Annotated in this window: 14 protein-coding genes; 5 read left to right on the top strand and 9 right to left on the bottom strand. The window is 70.6% G+C overall.

The window, feature by feature from the left end; genetic code table 11:
• Window positions 1-82: 82 nt before the first annotated feature.
• Complete coding sequence (locus IF188_RS03285; RefSeq protein WP_191170377.1) at window positions 83-454, bottom strand: DUF3040 domain-containing protein; 372 nt, start codon at window positions 452-454, stop codon at window positions 83-85.
• A 64-nt stretch (window positions 455-518) separates the two neighbouring features.
• Here IF188_RS03285 and IF188_RS03280 point away from each other — a divergent pair, with 64 nt between their 5' ends.
• The gene (locus IF188_RS03280) at window positions 519-1,613 is read left to right on the top strand and encodes a polyprenyl synthetase family protein (protein ID WP_191170376.1); all 1,095 of its coding nucleotides are present in this window, start codon (window positions 519-521) and stop codon (window positions 1,611-1,613) included.
• A gap of 45 nt (window positions 1,614-1,658) precedes the next feature.
• Here IF188_RS03280 and IF188_RS03275 read toward each other — a convergent pair whose 3' ends face one another.
• The gene (locus tag IF188_RS03275; RefSeq protein ID WP_318152752.1) at window positions 1,659-2,018 is read right to left on the bottom strand and encodes an Rv2175c family DNA-binding protein; all 360 of its coding nucleotides are present in this window, start codon (window positions 2,016-2,018) and stop codon (window positions 1,659-1,661) included.
• 191 nt (window positions 2,019-2,209) lie between these two features.
• On the opposite strand from IF188_RS03275, the gene IF188_RS03270 reads away from it, so the two are divergent.
• Together IF188_RS03270 and pknB are read left to right on the top strand one after the other, a co-directional pair.
• Complete coding sequence (locus IF188_RS03270; protein ID WP_191170737.1) at window positions 2,210-3,406, top strand: LysM peptidoglycan-binding domain-containing protein; 1,197 nt, start codon at window positions 2,210-2,212, stop codon at window positions 3,404-3,406.
• 79 nt (window positions 3,407-3,485) lie between these two features.
• Complete coding sequence (gene pknB, locus IF188_RS03265; protein ID WP_191170374.1) at window positions 3,486-5,411, top strand: Stk1 family PASTA domain-containing Ser/Thr kinase; 1,926 nt, start codon at window positions 3,486-3,488, stop codon at window positions 5,409-5,411.
• A 215-nt stretch (window positions 5,412-5,626) separates the two neighbouring features.
• Here pknB and IF188_RS03260 read toward each other — a convergent pair whose 3' ends face one another.
• The 4 genes from IF188_RS03260 to IF188_RS03245 all read right to left on the bottom strand — a co-directional run bounded on the left by IF188_RS03260 (window position 5,627) and on the right by IF188_RS03245 (window position 9,935).
• Window positions 5,627-6,583 (bottom strand): hypothetical protein, encoded by a 957-nt coding sequence (locus tag IF188_RS03260; RefSeq protein ID WP_191170373.1) that lies wholly within the window; start codon window positions 6,581-6,583, stop codon window positions 5,627-5,629.
• 333 nt (window positions 6,584-6,916) lie between these two features.
• A complete protein-coding gene (locus IF188_RS03255; protein WP_191170372.1) occupies window positions 6,917-8,254 on the bottom strand; it encodes a class II 3-deoxy-7-phosphoheptulonate synthase in 1,338 nt (445 codons plus the stop codon).
• 48 nt (window positions 8,255-8,302) lie between these two features.
• The gene (locus tag IF188_RS03250; protein WP_191170371.1) at window positions 8,303-8,992 is read right to left on the bottom strand and encodes a lysophospholipid acyltransferase family protein; all 690 of its coding nucleotides are present in this window, start codon (window positions 8,990-8,992) and stop codon (window positions 8,303-8,305) included.
• A gap of 7 nt (window positions 8,993-8,999) precedes the next feature.
• Window positions 9,000-9,935: an ROK family glucokinase gene (locus tag IF188_RS03245; RefSeq protein WP_191170370.1), complete on the bottom strand. Its 936-nt coding sequence runs from the start codon at window positions 9,933-9,935 to the stop codon at window positions 9,000-9,002.
• A gap of 153 nt (window positions 9,936-10,088) precedes the next feature.
• Here IF188_RS03245 and IF188_RS03240 point away from each other — a divergent pair, with 153 nt between their 5' ends.
• The gene (locus IF188_RS03240) at window positions 10,089-11,915 is read left to right on the top strand and encodes an AMP-dependent synthetase/ligase (RefSeq protein WP_191170369.1); all 1,827 of its coding nucleotides are present in this window, start codon (window positions 10,089-10,091) and stop codon (window positions 11,913-11,915) included.
• A 53-nt stretch (window positions 11,916-11,968) separates the two neighbouring features.
• Here the strand turns inward: IF188_RS03240 and IF188_RS03235 are convergent, their stop codons facing one another.
• The 3 genes from IF188_RS03235 to IF188_RS03225 are packed head-to-tail and all read right to left on the bottom strand — an operon-like array spanning window position 11,969 to window position 17,896.
• On the bottom strand, window positions 11,969-12,460 hold the full coding sequence (locus IF188_RS03235; protein WP_191170368.1) for a peptide deformylase: 492 nt from the start codon (window positions 12,458-12,460) through the stop codon (window positions 11,969-11,971).
• Between the two features lie 2 nt (window positions 12,461-12,462).
• Entirely contained in the window at window positions 12,463-14,439 is a 1,977-nt protein-coding gene (locus tag IF188_RS03230; RefSeq protein WP_191170367.1) for a MinD/ParA family ATP-binding protein, read from the bottom strand.
• 49 nt (window positions 14,440-14,488) lie between these two features.
• Window positions 14,489-17,896, bottom strand: coding sequence for a pyruvate carboxylase (locus tag IF188_RS03225; protein ID WP_191170366.1), 3,408 nt, complete (start codon window positions 17,894-17,896; stop codon window positions 14,489-14,491).
• Between the two features lie 85 nt (window positions 17,897-17,981).
• Between IF188_RS03225 and IF188_RS03220 the strand changes: the two genes are divergently transcribed.
• Window positions 17,982-18,791, top strand: coding sequence for a ParA family protein (locus IF188_RS03220; RefSeq protein ID WP_191170365.1), 810 nt, complete (start codon window positions 17,982-17,984; stop codon window positions 18,789-18,791).

Below are 18,791 nucleotides of genomic sequence, written 5' to 3'. Positions count from 1 at the left end.
CGGGCAACAAAAAAGCACCGACCCGAAGGTCGGTGCTTCTGTGCCGTTTCAGGCGGCGGTGCTGGTCAAAGGGCGGGGACGCTCAGCGCTCCTCCTGCCGCTTGTCCCAGCGGTCGTTCATGCGATCCATGAACGAAGAACTGTTGTTGGTCTGCGGTCTCGACGGCCGCTCGGGCTCGACGCGGGCCTTGCCGGCGCCGCGTCCGGGGGTGATGGCGAGGATGACCCCGCCGAGCATCACGACGAAGCCGATGACCCCGACGGCGATGACCTGAAGCGAAACGCCCATGATCAGGCCGCCGATGCCCAGCAGCACGAGGATGGTGCCGTAGACGATGTTGCGATAGCTCAGGGTGCGCCCGCCTTGCGGCGCGCTCACGACGTCCGCGTCGTTGCGCATGAGATGGCGTTCCATCTCGTCCAGCAGGCGCTGCTCCTGTTCGGAGAGTGGCATGCATCCCCCTCTGTACTTCCGGTGGCTCGATTGTACGCGTGCCGTTCGTCACTAGGCTAGGCCCGTGTTCGCCGCCGCAGATCCGATCGAAGCCATTTCTCAGCGAGTCGACACATTCGTCACAGCGCAGCGGACCGGCGCGGCCGACGCCGGCGCCGACGCGGCGGTGTTCCTGGATGCCGCAGCCGACGCCGCGACCGGCGGCAAGCGCCTTCGCGGGCGCTTCTGCGTGGCCGGGTGGAGGGCTGTGGAGGAGTTCTCGTCGCCGTCCGCGCAGCTGCCCGCGCCGGTGATCGCCGCAGCGGCCGCACTCGAGGTGTTCCACGCGGCCGCTCTCGTGCACGACGACCTCATCGACAACTCCGACACCCGCCGGGGGCGCCCCGCCACCCACCGCGCACTGCAGGCACGGCACCTCGGCGCGGGCTGGCACGGCGACGCGGATGCGTTCGGCCGGTCCGGCGCGATCCTCGTCGGCGACCTGCTCGTGGCGTGGAGCGACGATCTGCTCGAAGAGGGCTTGCGTGCGGCATCCCCCGACCGCGCCGCAGCGGCGCGCAGACAGTACGCGGACATGCGCCGCGAGGTGACGATCGGCCAGTTCCTCGATGTGGCAGAGGAGTCGGCGTTCGTCACCGAGCCCGACGACCGGCACGCCGAGCGCGCGCTGCGCGTCGCCTCGTACAAGTCGGCGCGCTACAGCGTGCAGCAGCCGCTCGCGATCGGCGCGGCGCTGGCGGGAGCGGATTCCTCGCAGGCGGCCGCGCTGGCGGGCTTCGGGCATCCGCTGGGCATGGCGTTCCAGCTGCGCGACGACGTGCTGGGCGTCTTCGGCGACGAGCGCGCCACCGGAAAGCCGTCGGGCGACGATCTGCGCGAGGGCAAGCGGACGGTGCTGATCGCCTATACGCGCGAGGCGCTGGATCCCGGGGCGCGCCGCAGGCTCGACGAGCTCGTGGGCGATCCCGGGCTCGATGCCGGCCAGATCGCAGCACTGCAGCAGACGATCACGGACTCCGGGGCGCTGGAGCGCGTCGAGCGACTCATCGCGGACTACGCGGCCGAGGCGGATCAGGCGCTGTCGGGTGCGCGCCTGGGCGAGTCCGCCGTCGGCGAGCTGCGCGAGCTGGCGCACGCCGCGACCGTCCGCACCACCTGACTCCTGGCCCCTGAGCCCGCTGCGGTCCCTGAGCTCGTCGTAGCGTCAGGCGAGGGCGCGTGCGACCCGGCGGACCTCGCTCTTGCGGCCGGCCAGCAGCGCCGCGACGGGCGCGACGCCGATCGTGTCTTCGGGGGCGAGCAGCCAGTCGATGGCCTCGTCGTCCGAGAATCCTGCGTCGTGCAGCACGAAGATCGTGCCGCGCAGCGACGACAGGGGCGCACCGTCGACGATGAACACCGAAGGCACCTTGAGCACACCGTCGCGGCGCGAGCCGACGAGGTGGAACTCGTCGAGCAGCCGGCGCACGCGGCCGAGCGGTTCGCCCAGCACCTCCACGAGTTCGGGAAGGGTGAGCCAGTCGGTCTCGTAGGGCGAAACAGCGTCAGAGGTCACGGAAGCCACTATCTCAGATGAAGCCGGTGCGGCCCTCATTCCCCTTGCGTCACAGCAGTCACATCACCCCCTCGACACGACAGGCGTTGACACCTTTCATCATCCGTGACACCGTTTTCGGAGTCGACTGAGGGGGGAAACTCGTGCGACAGACCAGCAGCACCCGCATTCCGAGCGGGTCCCGTGCGATCTTCGCCGGCGTGCCCGTGGCCGTCGCCGGATCGATCGCTCTCACGCTCTCCGCTGTTCCCGCGCATGCCGGAACCGTGGATGCCTCGGCCCCGGCGGGGCCCGCCGCATTGCCGCGCAGCATCCATCCGGTCGCCGCCGTGCCCGCCGCAGCGCCCCGCGCTGCCGCCGCTCCCGTGGCGGCGGTCCCCACGGTGGCTGTCGCCGCCGCCTCGCCCACGACGTACACCGTGGTCCGTGGCGACACGGTCAGCCGCATCGCCGCCAGCCACGGACTGCGCACCGGCGATGTGCTGGCACTGAACGGTCTGGGGTGGTCGTCGATCATCTACCCGGGACAGACGCTGAAGCTGTCGGCAGGCGCCGTGGCCGCCGCGCCCGCGGCCCCTGCCGCCCCCGCTGCGCCGACGACGACCGCGGGCACGTACACGATCGTCGCCGGCGACACGATCAGCGCGATCGCCCGCCGCCACGGCGTCACGACGAACGCGGTCCTCGCGGCGAACGGACTGGGGTGGTCGTCGATCATCTACCCGGGCCAGCGGATCTCGATCCCGGGGAGTGCTGCGCCGGCGGCATCCACCCCCGCCCCCGCGCCCGCGCCGGCCCCGTCGGCTCCCCCGGCGACCGCTTCCGGCGGCACGGCCTACACGATCGTCGCCGGCGACACCATCAGCGCGATCGCGCAGCGTCACGGCGTCACCACGAACGCCGTGCTGGCCGCGAACAACCTCGGCTGGTCGTCGATCATCTACCCGGGCCAGACGATCACGGTGCCGACGGCGCTCCCCTCGATCCCGGGGCTCACCGCGGAGCAGGTCGGCAACGCCAAGCTGATCGTCACGGTCGGGCGCCAGCTGGGCGTCCCCGACCGCGGCATCGCGATCGCGCTCGGCACGGCCATGCAGGAGTCTTCGCTGCGCAATCTGCCGTGGGGCGACCGCGACTCGCTGGGCCTGTTCCAGCAGCGGCCCAGCTACGGCTGGGGCACCGAGGCGGAGGTGCAGGATGCCGCGCGCGCGAGCCGCGCCTTCTTCGGGGGCGCGAGCGACCCCAACGGCAGCCGCACGCGCGGGCTGCTCGACATCCCGGGCTGGGAGAGCCTGACTTTCACGCAGGCCGCCCAGGCCGTCCAGATCTCGGCCTACCCCGACGCGTACGCGCAGTGGGAGTCGTCGGCGAACGCGTGGCTCGCCGCGCTCGGCTGACCCGGCAGACCGTCACATTACGGTCTCGTGGGGCGAGGCGCTCCGCGGGCTCACGGCTGAGGCTCCGTAGACTCTCAGCGTGAGCACGAGTCAGCAGACGGACCCGCTGATCGGCCGTCTCGTCGACGGCCGGTACCGGGTGCGTGCTCGCATCGCCCGCGGCGGCATGGCGACGGTGTATGTCGCGACCGATCTGCGGCTGGAGCGTCGCGTCGCCCTGAAGGTGATGCACTCGCACCTGAGCGACGACAGCGTGTTCCAGAGCCGCTTCATCCAAGAAGCCCGGGCGGCGGCGCGACTGGCGGACCCGCACGTGGTGAACGTGTTCGACCAAGGCCGCGACGGCGACATGGCTTACCTCGTCATGGAGTATCTGCCGGGCATCACGCTGCGCGAGCTGCTGCGCGAGCAGCGCCGGCTGACCGTGCCGCAGGCGATCTCGATCCTCGACGCGGTGCTGTCGGGCCTCGCGGCCGCGCACAAGGCGGGCATCGTCCACCGTGACGTCAAGCCCGAGAACGTGCTGCTCGCCGAGGACGGCCGCATCAAGATCGGCGACTTCGGCCTCGCGCGCGCGACGACCGCGAACACCGCGTCGGGCGCGCAGCTGCTGGGCACGATCGCGTATCTCGCACCGGAGCTCGTCACGCGCGGCACCGCGGATGCCCGCAGCGACATCTACGCCATCGGCATCATGCTGTACGAGATGCTCACCGGCGAGCAGCCGTACAAGGGCGAGCAGCCCATGCAGATCGCCTTCCAGCACGCGACGGACTCGGTCCCCCGCCCGAGCGTGAAGAACCCCGGTGTGCCCGAGCCGCTGGACGAACTCGTGCTGTGGGCGACCGAGAAGTCCCCCGACGATCGCCCCGTCGACGCCCGCGAGATGCTGAACCGCCTGCACGACATCGAGCGCGAGCTCGGCGTCACGCCCGTCGTGACCCGCACCGGGCCGATCGGCGTCATCGGCGAGTCCGCTGCGTCGACCGGGGAGCTGACCGCGGTGCTGCCCAGCACCGCGACCGGGCCGATCGCCACGATGGAAGAGACCGACAACGCGACGCGGCTGCGCACCGCGACCAAGCGCCGGCGCACCCGCGGCGTGTGGCTGCTGGTGATGGTGCTGGTGCTCGCCGCCGCGGCGGGCGGGGTCGGCTGGTGGTTCGGCTCCGGTCCCGGGTCGATGGTGGTGGTCGCCGATGTGACCGGCAAGACGTACGACGAAGCAGCGGCGCGGCTGAAGGAAGACACTCTGATCGCGGTGAAGGTCGAGGCGAGCAGTCTCGACGTGCCGGCGGGCAAGGTGATCGGCACCGATCCCGAGCAGGGGACGCGCGTCGATCGCGACTCCGAGGTGAAGGTCACCGTCTCGCTCGGCCCCGCCGAGGCGACGTTCCCCGTGCTCAACGGTCAGTCCGAAGCCGACGTGCGCGCCCTGCTGGACGCCCAGCAGATCGCCGCGGGCGACTCCGCGTACTACTACACGGACGCCCCCGAGGACGCGGTCGTGTACGTCGCCGTCATGCCGGCCGGCGGTGGCGACAAGGTCGAGTGCGGCGAGGGCTGCACGGTGCACCAGGGCGACACCGCCACCATCGGCGTCTCGCTCGGCCCGCTGCCGAGCGTGATCGGCATGCCCGTCGACCAGGCCACGAAGACCCTGCAGGATGCCGGCATCACCGTCTCGAGCACGTCCGAGGAGTACAGCGACGACGTCGCGAAGGGCGACGTGATCAGCATGGCCGATCGCGCCGAGCCCGGGTACTGGCGCTCCGGCGACTCCACGACGCTCGTGGTCTCGAAGGGGCCGGCGCCGATCAAGGTCCCGAACGTCGTCGGCCACAATCTGGCCGAAGCGATGGACGAGCTGCAGAAGGCCGGATTCAAGCCGACGACGGTCGTTCCGCAGTTCGTGTGGGGGCTGTTCACCGTCGCGTCGACCGACCCCGCCGCCGGCACTCTGCAGGACCGCGGCTCCGAGGTGCGTGTCACCTCAGCCGGCTGACCCTGCGTTGTCGCGAGACCGCGCGACAGCACGTTCCCTGTGACCAGACCGGTGCTATCGCGCGGTCTCGGCTGCGGCCCGCCGGTCGCGCACACAGAGAGATCCCGGATGGCTCGGGCCGAGGCATCCACCTCCCTCGCCTTGCCGAACCACACCCGGCGGCCCTGCATTCAGCGAGACCGCAGAACAGCACCGTCCCACCGACCCGACCGGTGCTATCGCGCGGTCTGACGCTGCAGCGCGCGGCGCACCCGCGATGCCAGAGCCTTGCAGTCCGGCACGACGTCGTCGTAGCCGATCAGGAGGACGTCGTAGCCGGCCTCCTGTAACAGCTGCACTCGCCGCAGGTCGCTCAGCCACCGTCGTCGCGACGCGCGATGTGCGTCTCCCTGATACTCGATGAGCAGCCTCTCGGCGGGATACCCGACATCCGCGTGGCGCAGCCCCTCACTCGTGACGACCGGGACCTGCACGTGCGGCTCCGGCAGCCCCTCGGCGACCAGTCCTCGACGCACGAGCGTCTCGTAGGGCGAGTCGACCGGAAAGCGCGCACAGTCGAGGGCGGCACGGAGCATCGCAGTGCCTCGTCCTGTGCCGAGCCGGACGATCTCGGCACGAAGATCCTCGGGCGTGCAGAGGGCCGGCTGGCGCACTCCGTCCGCGCCGCGCTTGCCGGTGAGCGCATAGTCGGCCGCAGCGACGAGCCAATCGAACGCGATCAGCTCGCCGCCTGTGACCGCACCGCGTTGGGCGAGCTGACTCCACACCGCGGCGGGCGAGACCACCGGGAGCGTTCCCCACATCTCCCGCGGCAGCGCGTCGTCCGCCGTGACTCGTCCGATGATCCCCGAGTGCCGGACGGGATACCTCCGGCCCACAGTCATGACGTGCAGTCCCTCGACTGCCGAGTACGCGGGTTCCACCGGAATGCCCCAGATGCGTGCCGCGGTGCGGTGGCTGAACCAATCGTCAGGCCCGAGTGCCGGGATCAGCCGCTCGCACCGCGACACGATGTCGGCATCGGCCGCCGAGGCCGCATCGATATGGATGCCGTGATGCGGGTGGACGAGATCCCGGCCACGCAGACGCCCGCGCTCGATCCCGAGCGCTCGCGCAGCGCCGGTGGTGAAGGCGGATCCAGCGAGGTCGTCGGGCAACGGTCGGCGCGGCATCCCCCGATCCTGCCGCAGTCCCTCCGGCCTCCGACGAACTTATCCACAGGCGCCGAGACCGCACGATAGCACGCAGCCACACGCGCTGAAGGTGCTATCGCGCGGTCTCGCCGGGGTCACGTACGTCGCGACACCGAGCGGCCGGGCAGACCGCACAACAGCACGCGCCCGAGCGCCTGACGAGACCGCACAACAGCACGTTCCCAGCCACCAGACCGGTGCTATCGCGCGGTCTCGGCGACGGCGATCGACCGACTGGCGAACCGCACACAGAGAGATCCTGGATGCCTCGGGCCGAGGCATCCAGGATCTCTCGCAGCCGGCGGCTGGGACTTACCTCTTCTCGAGCTCCTCGGCGACGAGGAAGGCCAGTTCGAGAGACTGCATGTGGTTGAGGCGCGGGTCGCAGAGCGACTCGTAGCGGGTGGCGAGGGTGGCCTCGTCGATCTGCTCGGAGCCGCCCAGGCACTCGGTCACGTCGTCGCCGGTGAGCTCGACGTGGATGCCGCCCGGGAAGGTGCCGACGGCGCGGTGCGCCTCGAAGAAGCCACGCACCTCGTCGACCACGTCGTCGAAGCGACGCGTCTTGTAGCCGGTGGGCGTCGTGATGCCGTTGCCGTGCATGGGGTCGGTGACCCACAGCGGCGTCGCGCCGGAGTCCTTGACGGCCTCCAGCAGCGGCGGCAGCGCGTCGCGGATCTTGCCGGCGCCCATGCGCGTGATGAACGTCAGTCGGCCGGGCTCGCGCTCGGGGTCGAGCTTGTCGATGAGCGCCAGCGCCGTCTCGGGCGTCGTGGTGGGGCCGAGCTTGACGCCGATGGGGTTGCGGATCTTCGAGAAGTAGTCGACGTGGGCGCCGTCGAGGTCGCGCGTGCGCTCCCCGATCCACAGGAAGTGGGCCGAGGTGTTGTACGGCGTGCTGGTGCGCGAGTCGATGCGGGTGAGGGGGCGTTCGTAGTCCATGAGCAGGCCCTCGTGGCCGGTGTAGAACTCGACGCGCTTGAGCTCGTCGAAGTCGGCGCCGGCGGCCTCCATGAACTTGATGGCGCGGTCGATCTCGGTCGCGAGGCGCTCGTACTGCTGGTTCGCGGGGTTCTGCGCGAAGCCCTTGTTCCAGGAGTGCACCTCGCGCAGATCGGCGAAGCCGCCCTGCGTGAACGCCCGGATCAGGTTGATGGTCGACGCGGCGGTGTGGTACCCCTTCAGCAGTCGCTGCGGGTCGGCCTGTCGCGAGCCCTCGGTGAAGTCGTAGCCGTTGACGATGTCGCCGCGGTAGGCCGGCAGGGTGACGTCGCCGCGGGTCTCGGTGTCGCTGGAGCGGGGCTTGGCGAACTGCCCGGCCATGCGGCCCATCTTGACGACCGGCATCGAGGCGCCGTACGTGAGCACGACGGCCATCTGCAGCACCGTCTTGATGCGGTTGCGGATCTGCTCGGCGGTCGCACCCGCGAACGTCTCGGCGCAGTCGCCGCCCTGCAGCAGGAAGGCACGGCCCGAGGCGGCTCGCGCGAGGCGGTCGCGCAGGTTGTCGACCTCGCCGGCGAAGACCAGCGGGGGCAGCGTCGCGAGCTCGGCGGATGCCGCAGCCACGGCCTCGGCGTCATACCACTGCGGCTGCTGCTTGATCGGCAGGGTCCGCCAGTGGTCGAGTGCGTCGAGGTGCTGGAGCATCCCCCGATTCTAGCCGTGGGCGGACGGGGACCGGCGCCGCGTGACGGGTCAGGCGGCCGGCTTCGCGAGCCGGTCCTTGACGGTGGACGCGTAGACGTCCTCGTACTCCTGCTCCCCCAGTCGCTGCAGTGCGACCATGATCTCGTCGGTCACCGAGCGCAGGATGTAGCGGTCGCCCTCCATGCCCTGGAAGCGCGAGAAGTCCAGCGGTTCGCCGATGACGATCCCGACCCGCACGATGCGCGGGATCGTGCGGCCGATCGGCAGCATCGTGTCGGTGTCGACCATGACGACCGGCACGACCGGCACGTGCGCCTCCAGCGCCATGCGCGCGAGGCCGGTGCGGCCGCGGTAGAGCTTGCCGTCGGGACTGCGGGTGCCCTCGGGGTAGATGCCCAGCAGGTCGTCCCGGCCGAGCACCTGCAGCCCGGTGTTGAGCGACGCCTCGGACGCCTTGCCGCCGGACCGGTCGATCGGGATCTGCCCGGTCGCCTTCATGAACATCCGGGTGGCCCAGCCCTTGAGGCCCTTGCCGGTGAAGTAGTCGCTCTTCGCGAGGAACGACACCGGCCGGTCGATCATGAGCGGCAGGAAGATGGAGTCCATCACCGACAGGTGGTTGCTCGCGAGGATCGCAGCGCCCTCCGCGGGGACGTTCCGCCGGCCGACGATCCACGGGCGCCAGATCGCCTTGACGATCGGTCCGATCACCACGTACTTCATCAGCCAGTAGAACATCGGGCGTCTACCCCTCTGCCGAGGCCAGGTCCGCGGCGCCGATGAGTCCGGCGTCGTTGACGAGCTGGGCGATCGCGAACTGCGCGACCGGGCGGTCGCCGTACCCGGGCAGCGACGTCTCGTACGCGAGACGCACCGGCGCGAGCAGATCCTCGCCGAGCTGCGCGACGCCGCCGCCGATGACGAACAGCTCAGGGTCGAGCACGGCCTGGAAGCCGCCGCACGCCTCGCCGAGCGCGGTCGCGACGCGCCGCAGCGCCTCGGTCGCGCCGGGGTCGCCGGCCAGCACGAGCCGTGACACGGCGGGTCCCGAGATGGTGCCGGTCTCGGCGCGGAGGGCCGCGAGGGCCTCGCCGATCCCGCCGGCGTCCGCGATGTCGTGGGCCTCGCGCTGCAGGGCGCGTCCCGACGCGTACTGTTCGAGGCATCCGCTCTGCCCGCAGCCGCACAGCAGCCCGCCGCGGATGAAGCGCATGTGGCCGAGCTCGGCGGCGATGCCGTGGCCGCCGCGGAACAGCTCGCCGTCGAGGATGATCGCCCCGCCCACGCCCGTCCCCATCGTGAGCATGACCATGTGGTCGACGCCCTGCCCGGCGCCGAACCGGTATTCGGCCCAGCCCGCGGCGTTGGCGTCGTTCTCGATCGCGACGGGAAGCTGGATGCCGTCCTCCAGGCGTGCCTTGAGCGGCTCGTTGCGCCACGCGATGTTGGGCGCGTGGATCACGATCGCGCGGTCGCGATCGATGAATCCGGCGGCGGCGACGCCGACCGCCGCCACGTCGTGACCGGCGCGGAAATGGCGGGCCATGTCGATGACGGCCTGCGCGAGCGCCCCGGTGTCGGTCGGCGTGTCGACGCGGACCTTCTCGACGATGCGCCCCTCGGCGTCGACGACGCCTCCTGCGATCTTCGTCCCGCCGATGTCGATGCCGACCTTGAGCACTGCACTTCCTTCCCGGCCGCCGCGGGCGCGACAGCGTCTTGAAGTCTAGTCAGAGCGCTCTCGTCCACACCCCCGACGGCGCGGATGTGACGGCCGATTAGAATCGGATGATCTACCCGAGATAATCCGTCGTCCGGTACCGAAGGAGCTGCCGTGGTCCAGTTCGAAGTCCCCGCGATCGTCCCAGCCGATCCCCATGCCAATATCGCCGACCTGCTGGTCGAGCGTGTCAAGAAGACGCCGAACGGCGCGCTGTTCGCCGTTCCCGAGGGCGACGGCTGGCGCGACATCAGCGCCGCCGAGTTCCAGAAGCAGGTGATCGCCCTCGCCAAGGGCTTCGCCGCCGCCGGCATCGAGCCCGGCGACAAGGTCGGGTTCGTCGCGCGCACCACCTATCAGTGGACGCTCGTCGACTTCGCCCTGTTCTACACCGGCGCCGTCATGGTCCCGATCTACGAGACCAGCTCGGCCGCGCAGATCGCGTGGAACCTGTCGGACTCGGGCGCGATCGCGATCATCACCGAGCTCGCCGACCACACCGCCCGGTTCGAGGAGGCGCGGTCCGAGCTGCCGCTCATCCGCTCCGCCTGGCAGATGCACGCCGGCGACCTCGACAAACTCGTCGCGCAGGGCGCCGACGTCGCCGACGAAGAGATCGAGCGCCGCCGCAGCATCGCCAACGGCTCCGACATCGCGACCCTCATCTACACCTCGGGCTCGACCGGTCGCCCGAAGGGCTGTGTGCTCACGCACAGCAACTTCGTCGAGCTCGCCCGCAACTCGGCCACGTCGCTGCACGAGGTCGTCGAGGTGCCGGGCGCGTCGACCCTGCTGTTCATCACGACCGCGCACGTGTTCGCCCGCTTCATCTCGATCCTCGCGGTGCACTCGGGTGTGAAGGTCGGCCACCAGCCCGACACCAAGCATCTGCTGCCGGCGCTCGGATCGTTCAAGCCCACCTTCCTGCTCGCGGTGCCCCGCGTGTTCGAGAAGGTCTACAACTCGGCCGAGCAGAAGGCCGAGGCGGGCGGCAAGGGCAAGATCTTCCGCGCCGCGGCCAAGACGGCCGTCGAGCACTCGACGCTGCTGCAGGAGGGCAAGAAGGTCCCGTTCGGCACGAAGATCAAGTTCGCGCTGTTCGACAAGCTCGTCTACGCGAAGCTGCGCGCGGCCATGGGCGGGCGTGTCACGTACGCCGTGTCGGGCTCGGCACCGCTCGGTCCGCGCCTCGGTCACTTCTTCCACAGCCTCGGCGTCACGATCCTCGAGGGCTACGGCCTCACCGAGACCACGGCGCCCGCGACGGTCAACATCCCGTCGAAGTCGAAGATCGGCACCGTCGGCCCCGTGCTGCCGGGCGTGGGCATCCGCCTCGCCGAGGACGGCGAGATCCAGGTGCGCGGCATCAACGTGTTCAAGGAGTACTGGCGCAACGACGAGGCCACGGCGGCCGCGTTCGACGGCGACTGGTTCAAGACCGGCGATGTCGGCTCGTTCGACGACGAGGGCTTCCTCACGATCACCGGCCGCAAGAAAGAGATCATCGTCACCGCCGGCGGCAAGAACGTCTCTCCCGCCGCGCTCGAGGACCCGATCCGCGCCAACCCGATCGTCGGCCAGGTGGTCGTCGTCGGCGACCAGAAGCCGTTCATCTCGGCGCTGATCACGCTCGACCCCGAGATGCTGCCGACGTGGCTGGCGAACAACGACCTGCCGAAGGATCTGTCGCTCGCCGACGCGGCGAAGAATCCCGCGGTGCGCGCCGAGGTGCAGCGCGCGATCGACGAAGCCAACAAGTATGTCTCGCGCGCCGAGTCGATCCGCAAGTTCACGATCCTCGCGACGGAGTGGACCGAAGACAGCGGTCATCTGACGCCGAAGATGAGCATCAAGCGCAACGTCATCCTCGCCGACTTCGCGGGCGACATCGAAGAGATCTACGCGGTGCCGGTGAGCACCACGAACGTCTCGCTCAGCTGACTCAGAAGCGAGAGGGATGCCGGCGGCCTCGGCCGCCGGCATCCCTCCTCGCTCTAGAACCAGTCCGACTCGCGGATCTCTCGCATCGCGATGCGGCGCTCTTCGGGCGTGAGCCGCTCGAGGTAGAGCATGCCGTCGAGGTGGTCGGTCTCGTGCTGCAGCGCCTGGGCGAGCAGCCCCGCACCCTCCAGCACGAGTTCGTTGCCGTCGAGGTCGATGCCGACGACCTTCGCGTAGGGGTAGCGGACGGCGTCGTGCCACAGGCCGGGCACCGACAGGCATCCCTCGCCGATCGCCTCGGGCTCCCCCGACACCTCGACGAGCACCGGGTTCAGCACGTAGCCGATGTCGCCGTCGATGTTGTAGCTGAACGCGCGCAGGCCGACGCCGATCTGGTTGGCGGCGACGCCGGCGCGTCCGGGCAGCTCGACCGTGTCGACGAGGTCGCGGACGAGGGCGCGCACGCCCTCGTCGATGTCGCCGATGGGTGCGCAGACCGACTTCAGGACGGGGTCGCCGAAGACGCGGATGGGGCGGACCGCCACCGTCAGGCCGCCACGGCCGGCATGCGCAGGCCTTCGACGACCATCGCGGCGAGCTCGCGTGCGGCCTCGCGGGTCGCCGGCTGCAGCTCACGGAACGTGATGGCGCTGCCGGCGGCGATGTGCGGGTCGTACGGAACCCGGGCGACGGCGCGCACGCGCGTGCGGAAGTGCGCCTCGAGCTCGTCGAGCTGGACGAGGGGATGCCCGGGCTTGGCGTTGTTGAGCACCACGATCGCGCTGCGCACCTTGTCGGCGTAGCCGTTGGTCTCGAGCCAGGTGAGCGTCTCGGACGCGAGCCGCGCCTCGTCGACGCTCAGGCCCGCGACGATGACGAGCTGGTCGGCGAGGTCGAGCGTCGCGCCCATCACCGAGTGCACGATGCCCGTGCCGGTGTCGGTCAGCACGACCGAGTAGTAGTGGGCGGCGAGAGCGGCCACGTCGCGGTAGTCGGCGTCGTTGAACGCCTCTGACACGCGCGGGTCGGTGTCGGATGCGACGACGTCCAGGCGGGTCTCGTCGCGCGCGACGATGCCCGACAGGTCGTTGAAGCCGACGACCTCGGGGCTGATGCGCACCAGGTCGCGCACGGTCTTGCCGCTGTCGCGCGAGATGCGCTCGGCGAGCGTGCCGCGGTCGGGGTTGGCGTCGACGGCGATCACGCGGTCGTCGCGCGCGTCGGCGAGGGCCATGCCGAGGAGGGTGGTGACGGTGGTCTTGCCGACCCCGCCCTTGCGCGAGAGCACCGGGACGAAGCGGGCGCCGCCCGACAGCGGCGCCGCGATGCGGCGGTCGAGCTCTTTGCGTGCGCGGGCGCGCTTGCTGTCGCCCAGGTTGATGCGCCTGCCCGACAGCGAGTAGACGAAGTGCTGCCACGCTCCCTCGGGCTCGGGCTTGACGACCTGATGCGGGTCGAGCAGGCGATCGGCGGTGAGCAGGTCGGACGTCTCGCGGCCGGCCTCGAACTCGCCGAGGCGCTTCGAGGTGAGTGTCACGCCGGGTCGCGGTGCGACGCGATCGACGGCGCGCTCGGCGGAGCGGTCCACGATGGGGACGGCGCCGGTCTGCTGCGCCTCGCGCCGCGTGGCCGGTGCCGGAGCGGTCGCCGCGGCGGCGGCCGCAGCAGCGGGCGTCGTGGGCGTCGGCGGCGCGGCGGGGGCGGATGCGGCGGCATCCTGCTCTTCGGGTTCCGGGGTGTGCACAGCCATGTGGTCCTCCGCGGTCTCATCGGTCAGCTCGAGGTCGAACTCGGTGCCGTCGAACTCGAAGTCGGACGTATCGAAGTCTGCCGTGTCGAACTCGACGCCGGCGAACTCTTCGGTGACGGGGAACTCATCGACGGTGGCCGCCGTGTCGGGCTCAGCCGTGGGCGCGGGGTCGGGCTCGGGCTCGACGGCCGTGTCGGGCGCGACGACGGTGTCAGCAACCGCCTGCGCCTCTGCCTCAGCCTCAGCCTCAGCCTCGACGACCTCGGCGACAGCCTCCACGACGTCCGGCGCCTCAGCGCCGGTGTCCCCCGTGCCGGATTCCTCGGCCTCTGGCTCCCCGGCGAGAGGCTCGGCCTCCGGCGCCGCGTCCGCAGCATCCTCCGGCTCTTCGGTCTCGCCCTCGCCGACGATGACGGCATCCTCGATGACGGCGTCCTCGACCACCTCGACGTCGATCACCTCGACGTCGTACACCTCGCCCTCGAAGGCCTCGTCCTCGGAGATGCCGTGGGCGGCGGCATCCACCTGCTCGGCCACAGCCTGCTCCGCCAGGGGCAGGTCGGCGTCGGCGGGGATCTCGATGACGAACGGGACCTCGTCGTCGATCACGCCGTCGTCGTCACGGTCGTCGTCCGACTCCGTCGGCAGCTCGACGTTCACCTGCGCGGTCGCACCTCCGAGGATGCCGATGCCTGCGGTGTCGAGGCTTCCGGTGTCGGAGAGCACGCCGTTCACGGGCTCGTCGGGCGTGTGGTCGGTGCGATCGGGCGTCACTGCGGAATTCTCCAGGGCAGACGTATTCGGGCGGATGCCACCCTCCAGGCTACTGGGCCGGACGGATCACGACCAAAAGGTCTCCGGCATCCACCTGTGCGGTCTCGGCGATCGCGAGGCGTTCGACGACCCCGTCGACGGGTGCGGTGATGGCCGCCTCCATCTTCATCGCCTCGATCGACGCGACCGGCTGACCCGCGGCGACGGTGTCGCCGACGAGCGTCTTGAGCGTCACGACGCCCGAGAACGGCGCCGCGACCTGACCGGGCTTGGTCGTGTCGGCCTTCTCGGCCTGACGCGCTTCGACGGTGATGCTGCGGTCCCGCACGAACACGGGCCGCAGCTGGCCGTTGAGCGTGGTCATGACGGTGCGGATGCCCTTGTCGTCGGCCTCGCCGATCGCTTCGAGCCCGACGTACAGCTGCACGCCGCGCTCGATCTCGACGACGTGCTCGGCGCCGGCGGTGAGGCCGTAGAGGTAGTCGACGGTGTCGAGCACGCTGAGGTCTCCGAAGACCTCGCGCGTCTGCTGGAACGCGCGCGTCGGCGCCGGGAACAGCAGCTTGTTGAGCATCTCGCGTCGCGACGCCGAGTCGGCCTCCAGCGCCGTCGATTCGGCAGCGGTCAACGGCGTGAGCTCGATGCTCACGGTGCGCCCCTGCAGCACCTTGGTTCGGAACGGCTCCGGCCAGCCGCCCGGAAGGTCGCCCAGCTCCCCCGCCATGAAGCCCACGACCGAGTCGGGGATGTCGTAGTTCTGCGGGTTCTCGGCGAAGTCCTTCGGGTCGGCCTTGACGGCGGCGAGGTGCAGCGCCAGGTCGCCGACGACCTTCGACGACGGCGTGACCTTCGGCACGCGGCCGAGGATCTCGTTCGCCGCCGCGTACATGTCCTCGATGAGTTCGAAGTCCTCCGACAGCCCCAGCGCGATCGCCTGCTGGCGCAGATTCGACAGCTGGCCGCCCGGGATCTCGTGGTGGTAGACGCGCCCGGTGGGGCCCGGCAGACCCGACTCGAACGGGCGGTACAGGTGGCGCACCGCCTCCCAGTACGGCTCCAGGTCGCTCACCGCGTCCAGCGAGATGCCGGTGTCGCGATCGGTGTGCGACAGCGCGGCGACGAGCGCCGAGAGCGAGGGCTGGCTCGTCGTGCCCGACATCGGCGCGGCGGCCGCGTCGACGGCATCCGCTCCCGCCGCACTCGCGGCGAGCAGCGTCGCGAGCTGCCCGCCCGCGGTGTCATGCGTGTGCACGTGGACGGGAAGGTCGAAGTTCTCGCGCAGCGCGCTGACGAGACGGGATGCCGCAGCCGGCCGCAGCAGCCCGGCCATGTCCTTGATCGCCAGGACGTGGGCTCCGGCATCCACGATCTGCTCGGCGAGCTTCAGGTAGTAGTCGAGTGTGTACAGGTCCTCGGCCGGGTTCAGCAGGTCGCCCGTGTAGCACACGGCCACCTCCGCGACCGAGGTGCCGGTGGCGAGGACCGCGTCGATCGCCGGGCGCATCTGCGCCACGTCGTTGAGGGCGTCGAAGATGCGGAAGATGTCGATGCCCGACGCTGCGGCCTCGTGCACGAAGGCGTCGGTGACCTCGGTGGGGTACGGCGTGTAGCCGACGGTGTTGCGGCCGCGCAGCAGCATCTGGATCGCGACGTTGGGCAGGGCGGTGCGCAGGCGGTCCAGGCGCTCCCACGGGTCCTCGCCGAGGAACCGCAGCGCGACGTCGTAGGTCGCGCCGCCCCACGCCTCGACCGACAGCAGCTGCGGCGTCAGGCGCGCGACGTACGGCGCGACGGTCACGAGGTCCTTCGTGCGCACGCGCGTGGCCAGCAGCGACTGGTGCGCGTCGCGGAACGTGGTCTCGGTGACGGCCAGCGCCTTCTGCTCGCGCAGCTCCTTCGCGAACCCCGCCGGGCCGAGTTCGAGCAGGCGCTGGCGCGAACCGGCGGGCGGCTCGGTGGTGAGGTCGAGCGCCGGCAGCTTGAGCCGCGGGTCGACGGTGACCGGGTTCTCGCCGTTCGGCTTGTTGACGGTGGTGTCGGTGAGCCAGTTCAGGATCTTCGTGCCGCGGTCCTTCGACTCGCGGCCCTTGAGCAGCCCCGGCCGCTCGTCGATGAACGACGTGCTCACGTCGCCGGCGACGAACGAGGGGTCGTCGAGCACCGCCTGCAGGAAGGGGATGTTCGTGGAGACGCCGCGGATGCGGAACTCGGCCAGTGCTCGTCGGGCGCGGACGACGGCGGCGCCGAAGTCGCGGCCGCGGCACGTCAGCTTGGCGAGCATGGAGTCGAAGTGGGGGCTGATCTGCGCGCCCGCGGCCGTCGTGCCGCCGTCGAGGCGGATGCCGGCACCGCCCGGCGAGCGGTACGTCGTGATCTTGCCGGTGTCGGGGCGGAAGCCCTGCGTCGGGTCCTCGGTCGTGATGCGGCACTGCAGGGCCGCGCCGCGCAGGTGGATCTGGTCCTGGGTGAGCCCGAGGTCTGCGAGGCTCTGGCCCGCGGCGATGCGCATCTGCGACTGCACCAGGTCGACGTCGGTGACCTCTTCGGTGACGGTGTGCTCGACCTGGATGCGCGGGTTCATCTCGATGAAGACGACCTCGCCGGTGCGGGGGCCGGCCGTCTCGAGCAGGAACTCGACGGTGCCGGCGTTCTCGTACCCGATCGACCGCGCGAAGGCGACGGCGTAGCCGTGCAGGGCGTCCCGCACCGCGGGGTCGAGATTGGGGGCCGGGGCGATCTCGACGACCTTCTGGTGGCGGCGCTGCACCGAGCAGTCCCGCTCGAACAGGTGCACCGTCTCGCCCGCCCGGTCGGCGAGGATCTGCACCTCGACGTGCCGCGGGCGCAGGACCGCCTGCTCGAGGAAGACGCGCGCATCGCCGAACGCGCTGCCGGCCTCGCGCATGGCCTCGGCGAGGGCCGGCGCGAGCTCCTCAGCACGCTCGACGCGCCGCATCCCTCGCCCGCCGCCGCCGGCGACCGCCTTCACGAAGATCGGGAAGCCGATCGCCTCGGCCTGCTCGAGCAGCGCGTCGATGTCTTCCGACGCTTCGGTCGAGCGCAGCACCGGCACGCCGGCGGCCACCGCATGCTGCTTCGCGGTGACCTTGTTGCCGGCCATCTCGAGCACCTTCGCGGGCGGGCCGATGAAGGCGATGCCGTTCGCGGCCGCCTTCTCGGCGAGCTCGGGGTTCTCCGAGAGGAAGCCGTAGCCCGGGTAGATGGCGTCGGCACCCGCCTCTTTCGCGACACGGATGATCTCGTCGACGTCCAGGTAGGCACGGACCGGATGCCCCACCTCACCGATCCGGTAGGCCTCGTCGGCCTTCAGCCGGTGCAGCGAGTTGCGGTCCTCGTAGGGGAACACCGCGACCGTGCGCGCCCCCAGCTCGTACGCGGCGCGGAATGCGCGGATGGCGATCTCTCCGCGATTGGCGACCAGGATCTTGCGGAACATTCGACCTCCGTGAGCGGCGGTGCGGACGACCCCTGAGCCGGGGCTGAGTGTGCTCTCAGCCTAGGGGACGGTAACGTGGTGGCTTGTGCACGTCCTATCCGTCAGCTCGCTCAAGGGTGGCGTCGGCAAGACGACCGTGACTCTCGGACTCGCGTCGGCGGCTTTCGCCCGCGGTGTCCGCACGCTCGTCGTCGACCTCGACCCGCAGTCCGACGTCTCCACGGGCATGGACATCCAAGTCGCGGGGCGGCTGAACGTCGCCGATGTGCTGGCGAACCCGAAAGAGAAGACGGTCCGTCAGGCCATCACCTCCAGCGGCTGGGCGAAGGTGCACCCGGGCACGATCGACGTCATGATCGGCAGCCCGTCGGCCATCAACTTCGACGGTCCGCACCCGAGCGTGCGCGACGTCTGGAAGATGGAAGAGGCGCTCGCGACCATCGAGGCCGATTACGACCTCGTGCTCATCGACTGCGCCCCCTCGCTCAACGCGCTCACCCGCACCGCATGGGCCGCGTCCGACCGCGTCGTCGTGGTCACCGAGCCCGGCCTGTTCTCGGTCGCCGCCGCCGACCGCGCGCTGCGCGCGATCGAAGAGATCCGCCGTGGTCTCTCCCCCCGCCTGCAGCCGCTGGGCATCGTGGTGAACCGCGTGCGCCCGCAGTCGATCGAGCACCAGTTCCGCATCAAAGAGCTGCGCGACATGTTCGGCCCGCTCGTCCTGTCGCCGCAGCTGCCCGAGCGCACGTCGCTGCAGCAGGCGCAGGGCGCGGCCAAGCCGCTGCACATCTGGCCCGGCGACTCCGCCCAGGAGCTCGCGGCCGACTTCGACTCGCTGCTCGATCGCATCATGCGCACCGGGCGCATCCCCTCGCCCGAAGAGCCCCGCCCCTGA

The sequence above is a fragment of the Microbacterium helvum genome, from assembly GCF_014779795.1.
Lineage (GTDB): Bacteria > Actinomycetota > Actinomycetes > Actinomycetales > Microbacteriaceae > Microbacterium > Microbacterium helvum.
This window is presented reverse-complemented; position numbering and strand designations above follow the sequence as displayed.

Bases quoted from the DNA above. Each gene is read 5' to 3' on its own strand.
- IF188_RS03285 (WP_191170377.1), bottom strand. From the start codon at position 454: ATGCCACTCTCCGAACAGGAGCAGCGCCTGCTGGACGAGATGGAACGC.
- IF188_RS03260 (WP_191170373.1), bottom strand. From the start codon at position 6,583: ATGCCGCGCCGACCGTTGCCCGACGACCTCGCTGGATCCGCCTTCACC.
- IF188_RS03255 (WP_191170372.1), bottom strand. From the start codon at position 8,254: ATGCTCCAGCACCTCGACGCACTCGACCACTGGCGGACCCTGCCGATC.
- IF188_RS03250 (WP_191170371.1), bottom strand. From the start codon at position 8,992: ATGTTCTACTGGCTGATGAAGTACGTGGTGATCGGACCGATCGTCAAG.
- IF188_RS03225 (WP_191170366.1), bottom strand. From the start codon at position 17,896: ATGTTCCGCAAGATCCTGGTCGCCAATCGCGGAGAGATCGCCATCCGC.